General features: G+C 40.3%; 20 protein-coding genes. 16 read left to right on the top strand and 4 right to left on the bottom strand.

The features are described 5' to 3' along the window. Positions 1 to 53: 53 nt before the first annotated feature. Positions 54 to 1,427, bottom strand: a complete 1,374-nt coding sequence (locus RSX31_RS10860) for a glycine--tRNA ligase (RefSeq protein ID WP_315634500.1) — start codon at positions 1,425 to 1,427, stop codon at positions 54 to 56. A gap of 466 nt (positions 1,428 to 1,893) precedes the next feature. On the opposite strand from RSX31_RS10860, the gene RSX31_RS10865 reads away from it, so the two are divergent. The 10 genes from RSX31_RS10865 to RSX31_RS10910 all read left to right on the top strand — a co-directional run bounded on the left by RSX31_RS10865 (position 1,894) and on the right by RSX31_RS10910 (position 11,661). Continuing rightward, the gene (locus RSX31_RS10865) at positions 1,894 to 2,520 is read left to right on the top strand and encodes a helix-turn-helix transcriptional regulator (protein WP_148969714.1); all 627 of its coding nucleotides are present in this window, start codon (positions 1,894 to 1,896) and stop codon (positions 2,518 to 2,520) included. A gap of 13 nt (positions 2,521 to 2,533) precedes the next feature. Next, entirely contained in the window at positions 2,534 to 3,346 is an 813-nt protein-coding gene (locus RSX31_RS10870) for a pyruvate, water dikinase regulatory protein (protein WP_113970612.1), read from the top strand. Positions 3,347 to 3,656: 310 nt separating this feature from the next. Next, positions 3,657 to 4,124, top strand: a complete 468-nt coding sequence (locus RSX31_RS10875) for a YaiI/YqxD family protein (RefSeq protein WP_148969713.1) — start codon at positions 3,657 to 3,659, stop codon at positions 4,122 to 4,124. A gap of 44 nt (positions 4,125 to 4,168) precedes the next feature. Beyond that, on the top strand, positions 4,169 to 5,980 hold the full coding sequence (gene dnaG, locus RSX31_RS10880; protein ID WP_315634501.1) for a DNA primase: 1,812 nt from the start codon (positions 4,169 to 4,171) through the stop codon (positions 5,978 to 5,980). 33 nt (positions 5,981 to 6,013) lie between these two features. Beyond that, a complete protein-coding gene (gene rpoD, locus RSX31_RS10885) occupies positions 6,014 to 7,144 on the top strand; it encodes an RNA polymerase sigma factor RpoD (protein ID WP_044339621.1) in 1,131 nt (376 codons plus the stop codon). A 111-nt stretch (positions 7,145 to 7,255) separates the two neighbouring features. Then, complete coding sequence (locus RSX31_RS10890; protein ID WP_315634502.1) at positions 7,256 to 7,807, top strand: hypothetical protein; 552 nt, start codon at positions 7,256 to 7,258, stop codon at positions 7,805 to 7,807. 163 nt (positions 7,808 to 7,970) lie between these two features. Continuing rightward, positions 7,971 to 9,113 carry an acyl-CoA dehydrogenase gene (locus RSX31_RS10895; RefSeq protein ID WP_148995746.1) on the top strand — a complete coding sequence of 381 codons (1,143 nt, stop codon included), beginning with the start codon at positions 7,971 to 7,973 and terminating at the stop codon, positions 9,111 to 9,113. A gap of 230 nt (positions 9,114 to 9,343) precedes the next feature. Further along, on the top strand, positions 9,344 to 9,718 hold the full coding sequence (gene cccA / locus RSX31_RS10900; protein ID WP_148969708.1) for a cytochrome c550: 375 nt from the start codon (positions 9,344 to 9,346) through the stop codon (positions 9,716 to 9,718). Positions 9,719 to 9,835: 117 nt separating this feature from the next. Continuing rightward, positions 9,836 to 10,546 carry a tRNA (adenine(22)-N(1))-methyltransferase gene (locus tag RSX31_RS10905; protein WP_315634503.1) on the top strand — a complete coding sequence of 237 codons (711 nt, stop codon included), beginning with the start codon at positions 9,836 to 9,838 and terminating at the stop codon, positions 10,544 to 10,546. Further along, the gene (locus RSX31_RS10910; RefSeq protein WP_315634504.1) at positions 10,543 to 11,661 is read left to right on the top strand and encodes a Nif3-like dinuclear metal center hexameric protein; all 1,119 of its coding nucleotides are present in this window, start codon (positions 10,543 to 10,545) and stop codon (positions 11,659 to 11,661) included. The genes RSX31_RS10905 and RSX31_RS10910 overlap by 4 nt, the downstream gene beginning before the upstream one ends. 40 nt (positions 11,662 to 11,701) lie before the next feature. On the opposite strand, the gene RSX31_RS10915 is transcribed toward RSX31_RS10910, so the two are convergent. Together RSX31_RS10915 and vrrA are read right to left on the bottom strand one after the other, a co-directional pair. Continuing rightward, positions 11,702 to 12,658 carry a 4-hydroxy-3-methylbut-2-enyl diphosphate reductase gene (locus RSX31_RS10915; RefSeq protein ID WP_148995743.1) on the bottom strand — a complete coding sequence of 319 codons (957 nt, stop codon included), beginning with the start codon at positions 12,656 to 12,658 and terminating at the stop codon, positions 11,702 to 11,704. A gap of 174 nt (positions 12,659 to 12,832) precedes the next feature. Beyond that, positions 12,833 to 13,564 (bottom strand): VrrA/YqfQ family protein, encoded by a 732-nt coding sequence (gene vrrA / locus RSX31_RS10920; RefSeq protein ID WP_315634505.1) that lies wholly within the window; start codon positions 13,562 to 13,564, stop codon positions 12,833 to 12,835. A 314-nt stretch (positions 13,565 to 13,878) separates the two neighbouring features. Here vrrA and RSX31_RS10925 point away from each other — a divergent pair, with 314 nt between their 5' ends. Both RSX31_RS10925 and RSX31_RS10930 read left to right on the top strand, forming a co-directional pair. Further along, positions 13,879 to 15,186, top strand: coding sequence for a DEAD/DEAH box helicase (locus RSX31_RS10925; protein ID WP_148969704.1), 1,308 nt, complete (start codon positions 13,879 to 13,881; stop codon positions 15,184 to 15,186). Positions 15,187 to 15,255: 69 nt separating this feature from the next. Continuing rightward, positions 15,256 to 16,149 (top strand): deoxyribonuclease IV, encoded by an 894-nt coding sequence (locus tag RSX31_RS10930; RefSeq protein ID WP_315634506.1) that lies wholly within the window; start codon positions 15,256 to 15,258, stop codon positions 16,147 to 16,149. 56 nt (positions 16,150 to 16,205) lie between these two features. Here RSX31_RS10930 and RSX31_RS10935 read toward each other — a convergent pair whose 3' ends face one another. After that, positions 16,206 to 16,460, bottom strand: a complete 255-nt coding sequence (locus tag RSX31_RS10935) for a DUF2624 domain-containing protein (protein ID WP_148969702.1) — start codon at positions 16,458 to 16,460, stop codon at positions 16,206 to 16,208. Positions 16,461 to 16,550: 90 nt separating this feature from the next. Here RSX31_RS10935 and RSX31_RS10940 point away from each other — a divergent pair, with 90 nt between their 5' ends. The 4 genes from RSX31_RS10940 (at position 16,551) to RSX31_RS10955 (ending at position 19,656) form a co-directional block, all read left to right on the top strand. Next, a complete protein-coding gene (locus RSX31_RS10940; RefSeq protein ID WP_148995741.1) occupies positions 16,551 to 17,432 on the top strand; it encodes a YitT family protein in 882 nt (293 codons plus the stop codon). 151 nt (positions 17,433 to 17,583) lie between these two features. Then, entirely contained in the window at positions 17,584 to 18,360 is a 777-nt protein-coding gene (locus RSX31_RS10945; RefSeq protein WP_148969700.1) for a metal ABC transporter ATP-binding protein, read from the top strand. A gap of 18 nt (positions 18,361 to 18,378) precedes the next feature. After that, positions 18,379 to 19,236: a metal ABC transporter permease gene (locus tag RSX31_RS10950; protein WP_315634507.1), complete on the top strand. Its 858-nt coding sequence runs from the start codon at positions 18,379 to 18,381 to the stop codon at positions 19,234 to 19,236. A gap of 3 nt (positions 19,237 to 19,239) precedes the next feature. Beyond that, a complete protein-coding gene (locus tag RSX31_RS10955; RefSeq protein ID WP_148995740.1) occupies positions 19,240 to 19,656 on the top strand; it encodes a Fur family transcriptional regulator in 417 nt (138 codons plus the stop codon). The last annotated feature ends 187 nt before the right edge of the window (positions 19,657 to 19,843 follow it).

Below are 19,843 nucleotides of genomic sequence, written 5' to 3' on the forward strand. Positions count from 1 at the left end.
GTATGTTCGTCTTATGCTTGTCGCCTCTGAACGAACCGCCTCCGCTTTAGGTTTTAAAATTTAATTTTCTCCTGCAAGAACGCCTTTACTTCGCTGATTGGCATTCTGACTTGGTCCATTGTGTCACGGTCACGGACTGTAACTTGGCCATCTTCAACGGAGTCAAAGTCAAATGTGATACAGAATGGTGTACCGATTTCATCTTGGCGACGGTAGCGTTTACCGATTGATGCTGTTTCGTCGAAGTCTATCATAAGGTCCTGTGATAATTCTTCATACACCTTGAATGCATCATCAGATAATTTCTTCGAAAGGGGCAGGACCGCTGCTTTGAATGGAGCCAGTGCCGGATGGAAGCGGAGCACTGTACGTGAATCATTTTCAAGCTCCTCTTCTTCAAATGCGTCACACAGGAATGCTAGAGTGACACGGTCTGCACCAAGGGACGGTTCAATACAGTATGGTACATACTTTTCATTTGTTTGAGGATCCATGTAGTGGAAGTCCTCATTCGAATGTTCCATATGACGCTTCAGGTCAAAGTCAGTTCGATCTGCTACACCCCAAAGCTCTCCCCAACCGAATGGGAATTTGTACTCAATATCCGTAGTTGCATTACTGTAATGTGATAATTCATCTGGATCATGATCGCGGAGACGCATGTTATCTTCATTCATTCCCAGGTTAAGCAACCAGTTTTTACAGAATTCACGCCAGTAAGAGAACCATTCTAGGTCTTCTCCTGGTTTACAGAAGAACTCCAGTTCCATTTGTTCAAATTCACGTGTTCTGAATGTGAAGTTACCAGGTGTAATTTCATTACGGAAGCTTTTTCCGACTTGAGCAATACCGAAAGGCATTTTCTTACGCATTGAGCGCTGAACATTCTTGAAGTTAACAAATATACCTTGAGCTGTTTCCGGGCGCAAATAGATTTCATTTGTAGAAGATTCTGTCACACCCTGATGAGTCTTAAACATTAAATCGAATTGACGGATATCGGTGAAATCCTGGCTTCCGCAATCAGGGCAAACGATACTGTGTTCCTTGATGATTTCTTCCATTTTTTCAAATGAAAGTCCATCCACTATCTTCTCGATGCCTTTTTCTTCAAGGGCATTTTCGATGATTTTGTCTGCACGATGGCGTGTTTTACACTGCTTGCAGTCGATCATTGGATCGTTGAAGTTTCCAACGTGACCAGAAGCTACCCAAGTTTGCGGATTCATTAAGATACTTGCATCAAGACCCACATTGTAAGGGGATTCCTGAACGAATTTTTTCCACCATGCTTTTTTTATATTATTTTTTAATTCTACACCTAGTGGACCGTAATCCCACGTGTTAGCAAGTCCTCCGTAAATTTCAGAACCCGGGAAAACAAATCCGCGATGCTTCGCTAAATTCACTACTTGTTCCATTGACATAAAAGTCACTCCTTTTCATCATGTATGTAATAAAATAAAAAAGCTCGTCCCTAGGCATATAGCCTAGGGACGAGCTTGATACTCGCGGTTCCACCCTAGTTGATATACGTTATGTATACCCACTTTTAAATGTAAAATAGCTCGGGATTGCCGTTTCCCTGCTTTCCAGGCTTTCACCGTCCCTGGTCGCTTGAGTGCAGCAAGTACTTATTGATCCGTCATAGCATTATTGATTATAAGATGAAGACATTTTATCATGATAAAGAAATAAAAACAACTACTGATCAGTAGAAGGGAAAAGATTTGAAGTTTGTATCAAAAAAAGATAATCTGTGTTAGGTGAAATTTAAAATATAGTGTTGACACAATTGAATGATAATATGCTCTTTTCATTTTTTTTAAATAGTATATAATATTTCATATAAAGTATAACATAAATCGTTTGTCCGTTAGGTGGTGAGTAACAATCGAACTTAATAAGCGTCAAGAACATATCTTACAAATAGTTAAAGACAACGGACCTATCACTGGTGAACAAATCGCCGATCAATTAAACTTGACCAGGGCGACTCTCAGACCTGATTTAGCCATTCTGACCATGGCGGGTTACCTCGATGCCCGTCCCAGAGTGGGATATTTCTATACAGGGAAAACAGGAACGCAGCTGTTGACAGAAAACCTTAACAAAATATATGTTAAAGATTATCAATCGATTCCTGTAGTGGTAAACGAAAATGTTTCTGTGTATGATGCCATTGTTACAATGTTCCTGGAGGACGTAGGAACATTGTTTGTAGTGGATGCCAATACGTACTTAGTTGGCGTCCTGTCCCGTAAGGATCTGTTAAGGGCGAGCATCGGGAAGCAGGAACTAAGTACCTTGCCGGTGAATATCATTATGACGAGAATGCCTAATATTACGGTCTGTGAAAAGGATGACCAGCTAATAGGTGTGGCCAAAGACTTGATTCATAAGCAAATCGACTCTGTTCCGGTGATTAAGAAAACAGATAAAGGCGATTTAGAGGTCATAGGCAGAATTACGAAAACCAATATCACAAAAGCATTTGTAGCGTTAGCAGATGAATATTAGAAGGTGGTGAACGATCGTGAAAGAACCGATCATCTATGTTGTATCCGACTCGGTGGGTGAAACTGCTGAACTAGTCACAAAAGCGGCGATTAGCCAATTCAATGGTTCCAATACGGTCATTAAACGCTTTCCGTATGTAGAGGACTTAGAGCATATCGATGAAGTGATTTCCCTGGCGAAATTAAACCAGGGCCTGATCGTGTACACACTCGTAAAGCCGGATATGCGTGCTTATATTAAAAAAGAAGCTGAAAGAGAAGAGTTGTATGCATTTGATATTATCGGTCCATTAATGGATAAATATCAATCAGCTTACCAAAAGGAACCATTGTTCGAACCGGGAACGGTAAGAAAGCTGGATGATGATTACTTCAAGAAAGTGGAAGCGATAGAGTTTGCCGTCAAGTACGATGATGGGCGGGACCCCCGTGGCATCCTTAGAGCAGATATTGTGCTTGTAGGTGTTTCCAGAACTTCAAAGACGCCGTTATCACAATATCTTGCCCTGAAGAGAATTAAGGTGGCTAACGTACCACTAGTACCGGAAGTCGATCCACCAGAAGAATTATTTATGGTTTCTCCGAAGAAGTGCTTCGGATTGAAGATCAGTCCTGAGAAGTTGAATACGATTCGCAGGGAAAGATTAAAGTCATTAGGATTGAATGATCAGGCAAGCTATGCAAATATCCAACGCATTGAAGATGAGCTGAAATATTTCGAGAAAATAACGAATCGCATCGGTTGCCATGTGATTGACGTAACAAACAAAGCTGTAGAAGAAACAGCCAATGTCATTACGAATATCTATCAACACTCAAGCAATTAACTTGTATAAAAGAATGATTCTCTCCCTGAATTGAATGGGAAGGGATCATTCTTTTTTGTTGAATCCAAACGGAAACAACTAAAGGTTTTATAAATTGAGTTTTTATAGTGGTCAAACTTGTCCGATTATACTATAATAAAAAATTGTGATAAAAATATTTAAAATAGGTTTAGACTAAACTCTTAAGGAATAAACTAATTATTGTGATATGTCAAGTCTCGTCTTAATTAAAATTCGACAATTTTAATCAATTCTCTAGGAATATTCATAAAAAGAGAAGGATAATACGGAGTGATGTAGAATAGTTAGTATTAGCGAACATAAGTCTACCGTATATGTAGATGCAGATGCTTGCCCGGTAAAACAGGAAATCATTAAAATTACCAGGGGATATGGCTTTGAAGTTGTTTTTGTTGCTTCTCATGCCCATAGAAAGAACACACCTGATCAAGGCAGGTGGGTATATGTCGATAGTTCGAAAGAAGCGGCTGACTTATACATCATGAACCATGTTAAACCACATGACGTACTGGTTACCCAGGATATTGGATTGGCGTCACTGGTTTTACCGAAAAAAGTTTATGCCATCTCTCCCAGGGGAAAAGCCTACAGGGAAGAGAGTATAGTCACGGCACTCGATTATCGATACGTCGCAGCAAAAGAACGCCGTAGAGGAAACTATGGTAAAGGTCCTAAACCTTTTACAAATGAAGACAGAGAAACTTTTTGTATTTCCTTCGATAAAATCTTGTCGGAAATTGCAGGAGAATCGGAATAAATACAGAATGGATTAAGAGGGTAAATAAAAACAGGTGATAAATCGTGTCTGAAAGAATCCCTGAAGATAAGTTAAATAAAATATTATCGTCAACCGATATCGTAGATGTCGTCAGTGATTATGTACAACTGAAAAAGCAGGGACGCAATTATTTTGGTTTGTGTCCGTTTCATGGAGAGAATACTCCATCTTTTTCTGTTTCCCCTGACAAACAGATATTTCACTGTTTCGGATGTGGGGCCGGGGGAAATGCGTTTACGTTTCTAATGGATGTGGATGGTTTAAGCTTCCTGGAAGCAGCGCAAAAGCTTGGATCTAAAGTAGGAGAAGAAATCTCCATACAGGCATCTTCGTCTGAAAGGGAGCTTCCCCCTCAAAAAGATGAAAAGCAAATGATGGAAGCTCATGGGTTATTAAGTAAATTTTACCATCATCTCCTTCTAAATACAAAAGAAGGTCAGGAAGCCCTCGAATATTTATTGGCTCGGGGGTTTACGACTGAAAGCATTACTAAATTTCAGATTGGATGGTCACTTCCAAGCTGGGATTTCACGGTTAAGTTCCTTCAGAAGCGAGGCTATTCCCTGGAGCTGATGGAAGCGGCGGGTTTACTCGTTAGAAGGGAAAGAGACAATTCCTTCTTGGATCGCTTCAGGGGAAGAATCATGTTTCCTATAGTTGATACGAAAGGGAACACGGTCGCTTTTTCAGGAAGAAGCATCGATGCGAATGATGAACCGAAGTACTTAAACAGTCCGGAAACGAAAATTTTTAACAAAAGCAGCATTCTTTATAATTATCACGGCGCACGTTCAATGATTAGAAGAAAACAGCAGGCCATTCTGTTTGAAGGATTTGCCGACGTCATATCAGCCAGTGAAGCAGAGGTGGAAAATGGCGTAGCCACTATGGGTACATCATTAACAGAGCAGCAAATCGGACTGCTTAAACGCCTGACTGATTCCGTGATCATATGTTATGACGGTGATTCTGCTGGAGTGGAAGCCGCATTCCGGGCTGGAAATCTTCTGCACAATCATCAGCTGAACATTCGTGTCGCAACAATACCGGAACAATTAGACCCTGATGACTACATTTCAAAATATGGTCCAACAAAGTTTCAACAGGATGTAATAGGGGCAAGCTTAACGTTCATGGCATTTAAGCTTCGGTACTATAAGCTGAATAAAAACTTAAATGATGAAGGAGATCGCCTTAAGTATATAGAAGACATACTTAAGGAAATTACCCAACTGAGTAAAGCGGTTGAAAAGGATTATTATTTAAGGTATTTAGCAGATGAGTTCCAATTATCTCTTGATGCTCTTCAACAGCAGCTCTTTGAACTGGAAGGCCCTGACAAACGGAATTCCAAACCTCCTAAACAGGTAGGTATGCAAGGCAATTTCACCAGGAAGACTCAGTCAAAACTATTACCCGCTTATCAAACGGCTGAGAGAAGATTGATTGCCTATATGCTTAAGGACCCGAACATCGCTTATAAGATTCAGGAGTGGCTTGCAGGTACTCACCTTAATATTGATGAACATCAGGCTATTATTACTTATTTATTGGGTTATTATGAAGAAGGTCTACCTCCAAGTGCCAGTGCCTTTATCGGGTACCTTCCCGATGAGAGGCTAAGAAGGATCGTAACGGACATTGAAATGATGTCAATAAGCGAGGAAAGTACGGACCAGGAATTAGTGGATTATGTAAATCAGGTGTTAAAACATCAAAAGATGTTGAGAATAAAAGAAAAAGAAGTGGAAAGAAAAGAAGCAGAACGACTAAAGGATTACCGAAAAGAAGCACAAATAGCAATGGAAATCTTACAGCTGCGTAAGTCTCTATAAAGTTTTGTAAGGAAGTTGGAAGGAGGGGAACAAATGGCTGAAAAGTCAGCGCGTTCCAAACAAATAGCATCAGAATTAACAGTTGATCAGGTGAAAGAATTTTTAGTTAACCAAGGTAAGAAAAGAGGAGTCCTCACATACGAAGATATTGCTGATAAATTATCAGGGTTTGAGTTAGATTCCGATCAAATGGATGAATTCTACGAACAATTAGGTGAACAAGGTGTAGAAATTATCAATGAAAATGACGAAGATGATGATCCGGGTGCTACGGAGTTAGAAAAAGAAGAGGAAGAAGAATTCAATCTGAATGATTTAAGCGTTCCTCCAGGAGTTAAAATAAATGATCCTGTCCGTATGTATCTGAAAGAAATTGGAAGAGTTGATCTCTTATCTGCTGAGGAAGAGATAAATCTTGCCAAGAGGATTGAAGAAGGCGATGAGGAAGCTAAGCGACGTCTTGCTGAAGCGAACTTACGACTTGTTGTCAGTATTGCCAAGCGTTACGTTGGTCGTGGGATGTTATTCTTGGATCTTATCCAGGAAGGAAATATGGGTCTGATTAAAGCGGTAGAAAAGTTTGATTATCGTAAAGGGTACAAATTCAGTACGTATGCAACCTGGTGGATTCGCCAAGCCATCACCCGTGCGATCGCTGACCAGGCCAGAACGATTCGTATCCCGGTTCATATGGTGGAAACCATTAACAAGCTTATTCGTGTACAAAGACAGTTATTGCAAGACTTAGGGCGTGAACCGGCACCGGAAGAAATTGCAGAAGAAATGGATTTGACCCCTGAAAAGGTCCGGGAAATTCTTAAGATCGCTCAAGAGCCTGTATCCCTTGAAACGCCAATTGGTGAAGAAGACGATTCTCATCTTGGTGACTTCATTGAAGATGCAGAAGCTCAATCTCCTTCAGAACATGCTGCTTACGAACTTTTAAAAGAACAGCTTGAAGATGTACTGGATACTTTAACAGATCGTGAAGAAAATGTTCTTCGTTTACGCTTTGGTCTGGACGATGGCAGAACCCGCACACTTGAAGAAGTAGGAAAAGTCTTCGGTGTAACAAGGGAACGTATTCGTCAAATTGAAGCAAAAGCTCTTAGAAAACTGCGTCATCCAAGCAGAAGCAAACGGTTAAAGGACTTTTTAGAATAGAAAAAACCTTTTACTGCCTCTATTTTGAATAGAGGTAGTTTTTTTTGCTCTAAATAAAGGTTTTTTCAACCCCTTTGACGAATGTAGCTAAAAGATTTAAGAGATAAAGGTGTGAAATCTACTGTGAAAACAATAAAAAATTCAAGAAAAGAATTGATTGTGAATGAAATACAGCTTTGGAAGCAAGCTAATATGCTGCCAGAGCACGATTGTAACTATCTCCTTGCATTATATACCGAAGGAGACGGTATGGAACACAGTGATCAAAAGAATGCCCAAAAGAAGATAATGCTCAAAGACTTCTTATTATCAATTTGTGCGATATTAATTTCATTATTTGTCATTTATTTTACTGAATTGTCAATCGTTTTGCAAACAACGATTTTGGCAAGTTTTGTCGGATTATTAGTAGCGATAGGAATTTATTATACTAAAAAACAATTATCGCCATTACTCTTGTATATGGCTGCCGCATGTATACTTCTTCTGTCCTCCATAGAAATAACAGAAGAGTTATTCGGTAGGAGTTCTTTCGGAATGTACATAACCTTATTTCTGAACTGTTTCCTTTGGATAGGTGCAGGTTTGAAATGGAAGCTGGGCTATCTTTCCCTTTCAGGTATGGCAGGGGGGGGGCTACTAATTATTTTTATATTACTATAACTTCTGAAAATTTAAAAGTTTTTTAAAGTTGAGAAAATTCACTATTCCCTTTTATAATAAGAATGAGAGCGCATTCATAGAGTGCAGTGATTATGTTTGAAAGTGCTGTTATGGAAATGGAGTTAGGGCTTTCAGTCATCAAAGTTAGACAAGGGGGATAAGGATGAATTTTGACTTAACACAAGAACAAACAATGATTAAAAAGACAATCAGGGAATTTGCTGAGGAAGAAGTGGCTCCTGGTGCATTGGATCGGGACCGCACAAAGGAGTTTCCTAAAGAAATTTTCAAGAAGCTTTCTGATCTGGGGATGATGGGACTTCCGTTTCCCGAGGAATATGGGGGGGCAGGCGCCGATACGGTCAGTTTCGCCATTGTAACCGAAGAGCTTAGCAGAGCTTGTGCGTCGACAGGTATTACGTACTCTGCTCATATTTCTCTGGGTGGAGCACCCATTAACTTATTTGGTTCTCATGAACAAAAGCAGGAATACTTAACGCCAATCTGTACAGGGGAGTCATTTGGCGCTTTTGGCCTGACGGAACCTAATGCAGGTTCCGATGCAGGCGGCACCCAAACCACTGCAGAAGATAAAGGGGATAAATGGGTCATTAATGGTAATAAATGCTATATTACCAATGCAAGCTATGCGAATCATCTCGCTTTAACAGCGATTACTGGTAGAAACAATGGGAACAAAGAAATTAGTGCGATTATCGTTCCGACTAAAGCAAAAGGATTTACGGTAATCGATAATTATGAAAAAATGGGACTTCATTCATCAAATACGACTGAGTTGGTTCTTGAGGATGTGGAAGTGCCTAAAGAAAACCTGTTAGGAAAGCAAGGAGAAGGTTTCAAGCAGTTCCTTGTCACCCTGGACGGCGGAAGGATTGGAATCGGTGCCATGGCTGTTGGTGTGGCACAGGCTGCCTTTGATAAAGCACTGCAGTATTCCAAGGAAAGAAAGCAATTCGGCAAAACCTTATCACAGTTTCAAGTCACTCAATTTAAGCTTGCTGACATGGCAATGAAGATCGAACTGGCAAGGAATATGGTTCATAAGGCAGCATGGCTGAAAGATCAAGGAAGACCATTTTCGAAGGAAGCATCCATGTGTAAGCTTTACGCTTCAGAAATCAGTATGGAAGTAGCGGATGAAGCCATTCAGATACATGGTGGATACGGTTACATGAAAGAATACCATGTGGAAAGATATCTACGGGATGCCAAGCTCCTTGAAATCGGGGAAGGTACCTCAGAAGTTCAGAGAATGGTCATTTCAAGGCTGATAGGCTGTCAATAAGGTGAAAACATCATAACAGCAATAAGGAGCTCTATTGGTCCGTTCTGGGGCAGTAGGGCTCTCCCTCTTTTAATGAAAACTTTCCTTATTTCACACGAAATGTGTCTAATTTGTGAGAAAGATGGAAAAGTTAATTGATAGTACTTTTACTTTGTCGTTTTTTACAGTAAAATATAAAGTGTTGAAAAGAGCACTATTTTTGGATGTTGTACATAAAGGAGGTTAAAATCATGAATCGTAATCCAATTATTCCATTCGTACTTATCATGGCTCTTGGAATTGGTCTTGTTTTCTTCTTATCTTTAGAAGGCCTTAATAACGCTGATGAAAAAGCAAAAGAAGAAGGTCACGGAGAAATGGAAGGTAAAGAAGGCGAACAGGCTTCAAGCGGAGAATTCGATCCGGAAGCTAAGTACAAAGAGTCTTGTGTATCTTGTCATGGTGGAAACTATGAAGGTGGCGCCGGTCCTGCTCTAAAAGGAACAAAGCTATCTAAAGACGAAATTAAAGAAACGATCAAAAACGGTAAAGGTATGATGCCGGCTGGTCTAGTAGAAGAAGGAAATCTGGATGCTATGGCAGACTGGATTAAATCACTTAAATAATCAATGATTGAAAAAGGTTCTTTGTCTTTTGGGCAAAGGACTTTTTTTATCGTGTAAAGTTGGTTAGAATGATTATCGTATATGATTTACCCAATAAAAATGATTAAAGGTGAACGAATGAATATTCAACAGTTATCAGAACGACTAGAAACAGTTGTTTCATACATACCCAAGCAATCTAAAATCGCTGATATCGGTTCCGATCATGCATACTTACCGTGCTATGCCGTCAATAAAGGCATTGCGGCCTCTGCCATCGCAGGAGAAGTAGTGAAAGGGCCATATCTTTCTGCCAAGAAACAAGTGGAAGATGCCGAATTAACTCAAGAGGTCGAAGTAAGATTAGGGAATGGCCTGGAAGTGATTTCTCCAGGTGAAGTGGATTGTATTACGATTGCCGGAATGGGGGGCACATTGATTGCCTCTATCCTGGAGGCGGGTAAAGCAAAGCTGATCAATCAACCCAGGTTGGTCCTTCAGCCTAATGTGAGTGCAAGGTCCATCCGGACGTGGCTTATGGACAATGAATGGGACTTAATAGGGGAAGAAATTCTTGAAGAAGATGATAAGGTATATGAAATTCTAGTGGCGGAGAAAGGAAACCCGAGACGCCACTACTCTGGTGAGCTTGAAAAAGAGTTGCTCCTCGGTCCACTTTTGATGAAGGAGCGTAACGATGCATTTTTGAAAAAATGGAATCAGGAGCTTCATCAATGGAAGAATATATTGAATAACATGGAAAAAGCAGAAAAGACGGATGCGTTGGAAGAACGAAAACGGGAACTCATTCAAAAAATAAAAATGGTGGAGGAGGTTCTTATCCTATGAAGACAGTAAACGGCCATGAGATCATTCAGCTGTTTGAGCAATTTTCACCAAAATATTTAGCAGAAGAAGGGGATCCGATTGGTCTTCAAATTGGTAAGTTGAACGAAAAGGTTGAAAATGTGATGATCACCCTGGATGTATTGGAGAATGTGGTGGATGAAGCAATCAAAAACAACGTGAAATTAATCATTGCTCACCACCCACCGCTTTTTCGTCCACTAAAGTCCCTGCAAACGGACACGTATCAAGGACGGATGATCGAGAAGTTAATCAAGCATGATATTGCCGTGTATGCGGCCCATACGAATCTTGATGTGGCGACAGGGGGAGTGAATGACCTTCTGTCCGACATGCTGCATTTGCAGGATACGTCTGTACTCGTCCCTACTCACCAAGAGGAGCTCCGTAAATTGGTCGTTTATGTGCCAAAAGAAAATGCAAAGGAACTTCGAACGGCCCTCGGTAATGCGGGAGCCGGGCACATCGGTAACTACTCACATTGCAGCTTTTCGACTGAAGGAAAGGGGAGATTCTTCCCTGAGGAAGGCACGAACCCTCAAATCGGGAAGCAAGGCTCCCTTGAGGAAGTAGCAGAAGAGAAAGTGGAGACGGTTTATCCTGCTTCTTCAGAGAGAAAAGTGTTGAAAGCCATGTTTACCCATCATCCTTATGAAGAAGTTGCCTATGATATCTATTCCCTCAAAAACGGATTACCCGCTTTAGGTTTAGGTAGAATCGGACATTTACAAGATGAGATGAGTCTTAAGGAATTTGCCTTAGTTGTGAAAGAAACATTTGGTATGGACGGAATCAGAGTCATCGGGGATGGAGAAGCGAAAGTGAAGAAAGTAGCGGTGCTTGGCGGAGATGGAAATAAGTTTATCGGAAAAGCGAAAAGACAGGGAGCGGATGTATTCGTTTCAGGAGATATCTATTACCACACCGCCCACGATGCCATGATGATGGGGCTGAATGTAGTTGATGCAGGTCATCACATCGAAAAGGTCATGAAGGATGGAGTGGCCAGTTATTTAGCGAAAAAATCCTCTGAAAAAGGGTATATCGTCAATATATTCGCGTCAAAAGCTGAAACCAACCCATTTACGTTTATGTAAAGATGAAAGGCCCCTTAGAAATTCAAAGGGGCCTTTCACTTTATTTTGTTCCCAACTTAGCTTTTCGTACTTTAGGGAGAATTTTATTTAATGGAACATTTCGTTCTCTTGTCCAAGTGGATTCATCATTTGGATTAAAAGCTTCAAGGAATTTAATGACTTCTTTTACAATTGGAGTAGGAGTGGATGCGCCGGCTGTTACCGCAACGACGCCCGCATCTTTAATCCATTCTATATCCAATTCACCAATGTCTGAGATGCGATGTGCAGGAGTACCTGCGATATCCTTTGATACCTGAGCAAGGCGGTTCGAGTTATTACTTTTTGGATCTCCTACGACGATGAGAACATCTGCATCTCCAGCTTGTTCAGCAACTGCTTCTTGACGAACCTGGGTAGCCAGGCAAATTTCTTTATGCAGTTCAACGTGAGGATACATTTCCTTTACTTTATCCATCGTATCCAATACGTCCCATTGACTCATCGTCGTTTGGTTGGTCACAATGATTTTTTCGTTATCAATAGAAAGTTTTTCTACATCTTCAGCTGTTTCCACGAGATGAACGATCTCAGGTGCAACCCCGACAGCTCCTTCAGGCTCTGGATGTCCTTTTTTACCGATATAGATCACGTCGTAACCTTCCGCTTCTTTAGCGCGAATCAGATCATGTGTTTTCGTTACATCAGGACACGTTGCGTCCAGTGTGACAAGTCCTTTTTGTTTGGCTATTTCTTTCACTTCAGGAGAGACTCCATGAGCGGTGAAGATCACCGTTCCTTCATTTACTTGTTCGATGATTTCTTTTCTGTTGCTGCCATCCAGGGTAATGATCCCGTCTTCTTCGAATGCGTCAGTGACGTGCTTGTTGTGAACGATCATGCCTAAAATATAAATTGGACGAGGAAGCGATTTGTCTAATGCGGCGTTTCTTGCAATGACCATTGCATCTACAACCCCGTAACAATAGCCTCTCGGTGTAATCTTAATAATTTCCATCTATGAATATCCTCCTACATGAGAAAAGGTTTTGTCTTCATTATAAAGGAGAATGGTCTTCCTGACAAAGAGAACGATAATAATGTGAACCTTTCCCTTTCGAAATGCCTTTGATTGGGCGTTAAATAAAAAAATCCCTAAACAGGTGATTCAGTACCTTTAGGGATCCCGGCCTTAAATATACAGTTTGGGTTTTGATCCTGATTTAGACTTAGATGGTGCCTGGATATCTTCAAGACCTTCAATATCCTCTGAGATTTCTACGGGTTGTTTCATCTTCTTTTTTTTCTTTACGGTGGATTCGACTTCAGGGATGTCGATATCCGCATTTTTTTCTTCGCTATTCCCGTCGTCGGACGCATCATCAGCAGACATATCTTTGAATCCACGATATAACTTCCATAGTGCCGGGATATTTTTCACCATAGGTCCATATTGTTGGAACATCGGACCCAGCTGTTGAGCGGTCTGGAGCATTTGCTGTGTATTGGATAAAAATGAATTCACATTACCGGGGTTCAATAAGCTCTGGAGGATTCCGCCGGCTGCCTGGGGAGATCGTTCAAAGCCGGTCGTGTTGGAAGATGAGTCCCCTCTGGAAAATTGTTGTAATAATCCTCCGCCTGTATTCTGATTATCTCCCTTTTTAAGAAGCTTAGACAATAAACCACCTTTACCTGTCCCTCTGCTTCTTCCTCTCTGGTTCATCCCTATATTGAAACCTTGATTTTGTCGTTGTCCTCCAAATTGAAACGGAGGTGGCTGCGTTTGCCCCTGCGTCTGCCCCAGTCCAAAGCCATTCCTTCTAGGCTGCTGCATTCCGAACCCGTTGAATCCCTGCTGCTGTCTCATCCCGAAAGGATTTCGCATATCCTGACCTTGATTCCTCATTCTTCTAGGCGGCATAATGACAGCCTCCTTTCATTCGAATAAATTCCTCGTCAGTATAGAGTATGCAATAGGTGAAAAAAGGGTATTCATACAATATCATCTCAAATTAAAATAAGTATGAACTAGATGTTTTGCCAAAAAAATATTATAATGGTTAGATGTTCTTTAAATATGACGCTTACTAAACTGTTACGTTAAGATAAAATCACTCGTGTTGATAAAGTGATCCGTAAATTTTATATATATCTATGGTGATGATGTGTACGAGAGACATCCATCCCGATGACAGCGTAAATAAAAGGATATTTTGATAAAAGGAGATGTAAAGAATGAAAAAGAATTTATTTCTACAATTCGGATTCCAGTCTTTCATTAATGAAGCTGTAGAAGAACTGGGTTTCTATGAACCAACAGAAATTCAAAAAAAAATGATCCCACTGATTTTAAAAGGTCAGAGTGCGATAGGTCAATCCCAGACAGGAACGGGAAAAACACATTCATATCTATTGCCGATCATTGAGAAGGTGACTGCAGATTCTGAACAGGTACAGGCAGTTATTACCGCACCGACCCGAGAACTTGCACAACAGATTTATCAAGAAGTACTAAAGATCACGAAGGATAGCAACATTGTTTCCCGCTGCTTTATTGGTGGAACGGACAAGCAGAGAACGATTGAGAAATTAAAACACCAGCCTCATATTGTGGTTGGTACTCCCGGCCGGATCAATGATTTAGTGAAGGATCAAGCCTTATTTGTTCATACTGCCAGTTTACTGGTGATTGATGAAGCGGATCTGATGCTTGATATGGGATTCATTGAAGACGTGGATCAGATTGCAGCTAAGATGCCAGAAAAATTACAAATGCTTGTATTCTCTGCGACGATTCCAGAGAAACTGAAGCCATTCTTGAAAAAGTATATGGAAAATCCACAATATGCACATGTTGAGCCCGAGCAGCTATCGGCAAAGAATATCCAACATGTGATCGTCCCTCTGAAGAGTCGCGATAAAATCAACCTGCTGTACAATATCTTAGTGGAAATTAATCCATATTTAGGTATTGTCTTCACCAATACAAAACAAAAAGCAGATGAAGTAGCGGATGCTCTAATTGCAAAAGGATTAAAGGTTGGACGGATTCACGGAGATCTTTCTCCACGTGAACGTAAGAAAATGATGAAACAAATCAGAAACCTGGATTATCAGTACATCGTAGCGACAGATTTAGCGGCAAGAGGGATTGATATTGAAGGTGTGAGTCATATCATTAACTTCGAACTGCCACAAGATCTCGATTTCTATGTTCATCGCTCCGGGCGGACGGCACGTGCAGGAAACAGTGGTATTGCATACACCATTTATACACCATCCGATGAAGATGCATTGAATCGTCTGGAGAAACTCGGAATCAGCTTTGCTCATCATGACATTAAAAAAGGGGAATGGTCTGAGTTACCACCACTTAACAAACGTAAGAACCGTCAAAAAACGAATGTTGATGAGATTGATGAAAAAGCAAAATCAATGGTTCGAAAACCAAAAACAGTTAAGCCGGGCTATAAGAAGAAAATGAAATACAAAATGGATCAAATCAAAAAGCGGGAAAGAAGAATCAAAAACAGAAATAAATAAATGTTCTAACGTGATTCATTTGTACACATTCGATACAATATAGAGAGATTTTCTTAGGAGTTGAGAAGAATGGTTAAGATTGGATCCCATGTTTCAATGAGTGGTAAAAAAATGCTATTAGCTTCAAGTGAGGAAGCCGTTTCTTATGGAGCGAATACATTTATGATTTATACAGGTGCACCTCAAAATACGAGAAGAAAAAAGATCGAAGACTTAAATATTGAAGCGGGTATCACTCACATGAAAGAAAATGGGATAGAGGACATCGTTGTTCATGCTCCCTATATCATCAACATAGGAAATACGACGAACCCTGCTACATTTGAATTGGGTGTCAATTTCCTCCGTTCTGAAATCGAGCGCACAGAAGCTCTGGGAGCGGGGCAGATTGTGCTTCACCCGGGTGCTCACGTAGGTGCAGGAGCTGATAAGGGAATCGATAAGATCATAGAAGGTCTGAATGAAGTGTTAACAAAAGACCATAAAGTGCAAATTGCATTGGAAACAATGGCAGGGAAGGGTTCTGAATGTGGAAGATCTTTTGAGGAATTAGCTCAAATCATCAATGGAGTAGAACTGAATGACCGCCTTTCTGTTTGCTTCGATACTTGTCATACCCATGATGCAGGATATAATATTGTGGAAGATTTCGATGGAGTCTTGGAAGAATTCGATAAGATTGTCGGAATTGATCGCTTAAAGGTTCTACACATTAACGATAGTAAGAATGAACGTGGAGCCAGTAAAGATCGCCATGAAAATCTTGGATTCGGACATATCGGATTTAAAGCACTGAACTATATTGTTCATCATCCACAACTGAAAGAGGTACCTAAGATTCTGGAAACACCATATGTAGGGGAAGATAAGAAAAATAAAAAACCTCCTTACAAGTTCGAAATTGATATGCTGCGTAGTCAAACATTCGATGAAGATGTATTAACCAAAATACTGAATCAATAAAAAAAGGCAATAGAGGAGGTCATCTCTCATCAATAGGGACGCCTCCTCTTCTTTTACTATCTGATGAGCTGCAAAAAGAGTTGGTTGATTTCCTTTGCCTTGGAAGGACCTATGATCCTGGCTAAGTCCTTCACCAATTTACTGCGTTTCTTGTCATCAAAAATATTGATGTTCTTTCCTTTAACACTGGCGACGATGCTTGTTGCCTGCTGGGACGTCAAAGAAATGTTATATTGATTGGCGTACTTTAATAATTCTTCATTTGTGATATTGTTGATTTTGTGATTAATCACGTTTTGTAATAACTTCATGTTTATCACTCCTCAACAGATACATATGTAACTCGTGTTCAGAAAGTGACATTTTTATAAGAAAATAAAGTGAAAGGAAAGGAATTGCCGATGACCCAAAGAGTACATAAAAAAGAAAGTCCCCTTCATTTTATTTACCGATTGATCTTTATAACGATTGGAGCAGCCTTAGCTGCAATATCCATTGAGTTGTTCCTTGTTCCAAATAATATCATCGATGGTGGAATAATTGGTGTTTCGCTGATATTGGATTATCTAGTTTCAGACACCATTCCATTTGTAAACTTTGCGACCCTGCTTGTTCTCCTTAATCTCCCATTCATGTATTACGGGTATAAACATATCGGGAAAACCTTTGTCGTTTCTTCTCTGTTTGCCATTATCGCACTGGCAGGTATTGAAAGCCTTTTACACCATATTGATCCGTTTGTAACAGAGAAAGTGTTAGCCACTGTCTTTGGAGGATTGACTCTTGGAGTTGGGGTCGGCCTGGTGATACGCCATGGTGGATCTCTGGATGGAACTGAAATCCTGGGTATCCTTTTAACGAAGAAGCTTCCGTTTTCAGTGGGGGAGTTTGTTATGTTCATCAATATTTTCATTTTCGGCTGGGCAGCATTTGTCTTCGGACTTGAAGAAGCAATGTATTCCGTTATGACCTACTATATAGCCTTTAAGACGATTGATACGGTGATTCAGGGAATGGATGAGACGAAGGCTGTAATCATTGTTTCTGACCATTACCTTGATGTATCCGACGCAATCCTAAAGAGACTTGGCAGGGGAACAACGATGTTAAAGGGTCGTGGAGGATACACCGATAATGATAAAGAGGTCATTTATGTCGTGGTCACCAGACTTGAAGTAACAAAGTTGAAATCCATCGTTTCTGATGTGGATCCCAATGCCTTCATTACGATTATGAGTACACAGGAAACAAAGGGTGCACGATTTAAGTCTGCGATTCATTGATGCAGCATACCAATAAAGGACTGCTCACTCAAATTGAGCAGTCCTTTTATATGGTATTGGGGCTTGAATGATTTACAATTGTGCACTCATCATGTATACTACCCTATGTACTTTTAAATCGTAATGATTCTTATAAAGAGAGATGATTAAAATGGATACTACAAATCCCATTATAAAAATAGAAGATGTGAATTTCAGATATGAGCGGGAAAGAGTGCTCGAAGATATTAACCTAAGCATTCCGAGAGGGGCATTCCTTGGGATTGTCGGACCTAACGGTTCAGGTAAATCCACATTACTAAAGCTTGTTCTTGGCCTTTTACGAGTAAAACAAGGAAATATTGAGCTATTTGGGATCCCCCAGCATAAATTCAAACAATGGGATCGCATAGGGTTTGTTTCCCAGAAGGCCAATAGCTTCAATACAGGCTTTCCAGCCACGGTATATGAGGTGGTGGCGAGCGGATTAGCGAAAAAAGCAGGCTTGTTCAAGAGGATTTCATCTAAATACAAACAAGATGTTTATAGTGCCATAGAATCAGTTGGAATGAGTCAATTCGCTAAACGTAACATTGGAGAATTATCAGGTGGACAACAGCAAAGGGTGTTCATTGCCCGGGCCCTCGTCAGCCAGCCTGATGTATTGATTCTAGATGAGCCGACAGTTGGGGTGGACAGTCAAAACGTCCAAAACTTCTATGATATGTTAGAAACCTTAAATAAAGATTTAGGGATTACTCTCGTACTTGTCACTCATGATATAGGATCGATTTCGAACAAAGTGACTCATGTCGCTTGTTTAAATAAACATTTACATTTCCATGGCAAAACAGAAGAGTTTGAGAAGCTAAAGGAAAATCAGCTTTCCTCTTTTTATGGTCATGATGTACATTTTTTAAATCATGAACATGAACATCATCATTCATGATCGATTGGAGGGAAGACAATGCTACAAGCTATTTTTCAATATGAATTTCTACAAAATGCTTTTCTAACGGGGATTCTCATTGGAATCATCGCCCCCTTATTAGGAGCATTCATCGTCGTAAGGAGGCTTTCTTTAATTGCGGATGCCTTGAGTCACGTCACTCTGTCAGGTATTGCAGCGAGCCTGTATTTAAGTAAAACAATGCCTGCTTTTTCGGGATTGAATCCACTCTACTTTGGAATGGTATTCTCTGTCATGGGCTCATTGTTCATAGAACGTTTGCGTATGTTATACAAGCATTATCAGGAGCTTGCGATACCGATCATCCTATCTGGAGGAATCGGGATAGGGGTCATCTTCATTTCGCTGGCAGACGGTTTTAATACAGATTTATTTAGTTATTTGTTTGGAAGTGTCAGCGCAGTCAGCAGAGGAGATTTGTATCTGATTGGAGGAATCAGCGTTCTTGTCATAGGCGTGATTTTCCTGCTTTATAAAGAATTGTTTCTTCTATCCTTTGATGAAGACCATGCAAAGGCATCAGGTATCCCTGCTAAGGCGATACACTTTATCTTTATGGTCATGGTGGCACTTGTGATTGCCGCTTCCATGCGCATCGTCGGGATCCTGCTCGTTTCGTCTCTGATGACATTACCGGTTGCTGCAAGTATAAGAATTGCCAATGGCTTTAAACAAACGATAGGGTTTTCACTGTTATTCGGTGAAATTTCTGTTATTGTTGGATTGATCAGTGCCTTCTATTTGAATCTTGCACCAGGTGGTACGATTGTCATGACGGCTATTTTAATCCTTCTCAGTACAATTGTGATTAAAAAAATCAGATCATCGAGTCATTCTTCTAAAGTTGAGGTGTAGAAAATGAATGTAACGGAAGCAATGGACCTGTTAAAATCAAAAGGATATAAGCATACAGGAAAACGGGAGCAATTATTAGAATTGTTTTCCAGCTCTAATAAATATTTGACGGCCAGGGATGTTTTGGAAAATATGAAAGCTGATTACCCGGGGCTCAGTTTTGATACAATCTACCGTAATTTGAGCTTGTTTGTTGAACTTGAAATCTTGGAAGAGACTGAACTCTCAGGGGAAAGACATTTTCGATTTACATGCGAAAGTCATCACCATCATCATCACTTCATTTGTATGGATTGTGGTAAAACGAAAGAAATTCATACATGTCCAATGGAAGCATTACAAGAAAATTTAACGGACACAGGATATAATATATCCGGTCATAAATTCGAAATTTATGGCAAATGTCCTCAATGTCAATAGAGAGATCCTTTTTAGGGTCTCTTTTTTCTTGGCTCCTTTCGAAAAGTTTGTTGTTTTATTACTAAGATCTGCTTGTTGCTCTGTCAACAAGTGAGTGCTTAGATGATGAGGGGAACCGCTTCGCTTTCCGCGGACGAACGGCCGAAGAACCAAAAACAAAAAAACAAAAAAGAGAGCCCAACCAACC

Source organism: Rossellomorea yichunensis, assembly GCF_032337515.1.
Classification (GTDB): Bacteria; Bacillota; Bacilli; order Bacillales; family Bacillaceae_B; genus Rossellomorea; species Rossellomorea yichunensis.

What these genes read in the sequence shown, in the direction of transcription:
- RSX31_RS10860 (WP_315634500.1), bottom strand. Translation starts at nt 1,427, where the DNA reads ATGTCAATGGAACAAGTAGTGAATTTAGCGAAGCATCGCGGATTTGTT.
- rpoD (WP_044339621.1), top strand. Translation starts at nt 6,014, where the DNA reads ATGGCTGAAAAGTCAGCGCGTTCCAAACAAATAGCATCAGAATTAACA.
- RSX31_RS10895 (WP_148995746.1), top strand. Translation starts at nt 7,971, where the DNA reads ATGAATTTTGACTTAACACAAGAACAAACAATGATTAAAAAGACAATC.
- cccA (WP_148969708.1), top strand. Translation starts at nt 9,344, where the DNA reads ATGAATCGTAATCCAATTATTCCATTCGTACTTATCATGGCTCTTGGA.
- RSX31_RS10905 (WP_315634503.1), top strand. Translation starts at nt 9,836, where the DNA reads ATGAATATTCAACAGTTATCAGAACGACTAGAAACAGTTGTTTCATAC.
- RSX31_RS10910 (WP_315634504.1), top strand. Translation starts at nt 10,543, where the DNA reads ATGAAGACAGTAAACGGCCATGAGATCATTCAGCTGTTTGAGCAATTT.
- RSX31_RS10915 (WP_148995743.1), bottom strand. Translation starts at nt 12,658, where the DNA reads ATGGAAATTATTAAGATTACACCGAGAGGCTATTGTTACGGGGTTGTA.
- vrrA (WP_315634505.1), bottom strand. Translation starts at nt 13,564, where the DNA reads ATGCCGCCTAGAAGAATGAGGAATCAAGGTCAGGATATGCGAAATCCT.
- RSX31_RS10925 (WP_148969704.1), top strand. Translation starts at nt 13,879, where the DNA reads ATGAAAAAGAATTTATTTCTACAATTCGGATTCCAGTCTTTCATTAAT.
- RSX31_RS10930 (WP_315634506.1), top strand. Translation starts at nt 15,256, where the DNA reads ATGGTTAAGATTGGATCCCATGTTTCAATGAGTGGTAAAAAAATGCTA.
- RSX31_RS10935 (WP_148969702.1), bottom strand. Translation starts at nt 16,460, where the DNA reads ATGAAGTTATTACAAAACGTGATTAATCACAAAATCAACAATATCACA.
- RSX31_RS10940 (WP_148995741.1), top strand. Translation starts at nt 16,551, where the DNA reads ATGACCCAAAGAGTACATAAAAAAGAAAGTCCCCTTCATTTTATTTAC.
- RSX31_RS10945 (WP_148969700.1), top strand. Translation starts at nt 17,584, where the DNA reads ATGGATACTACAAATCCCATTATAAAAATAGAAGATGTGAATTTCAGA.
- RSX31_RS10950 (WP_315634507.1), top strand. Translation starts at nt 18,379, where the DNA reads ATGCTACAAGCTATTTTTCAATATGAATTTCTACAAAATGCTTTTCTA.
- RSX31_RS10955 (WP_148995740.1), top strand. Translation starts at nt 19,240, where the DNA reads ATGAATGTAACGGAAGCAATGGACCTGTTAAAATCAAAAGGATATAAG.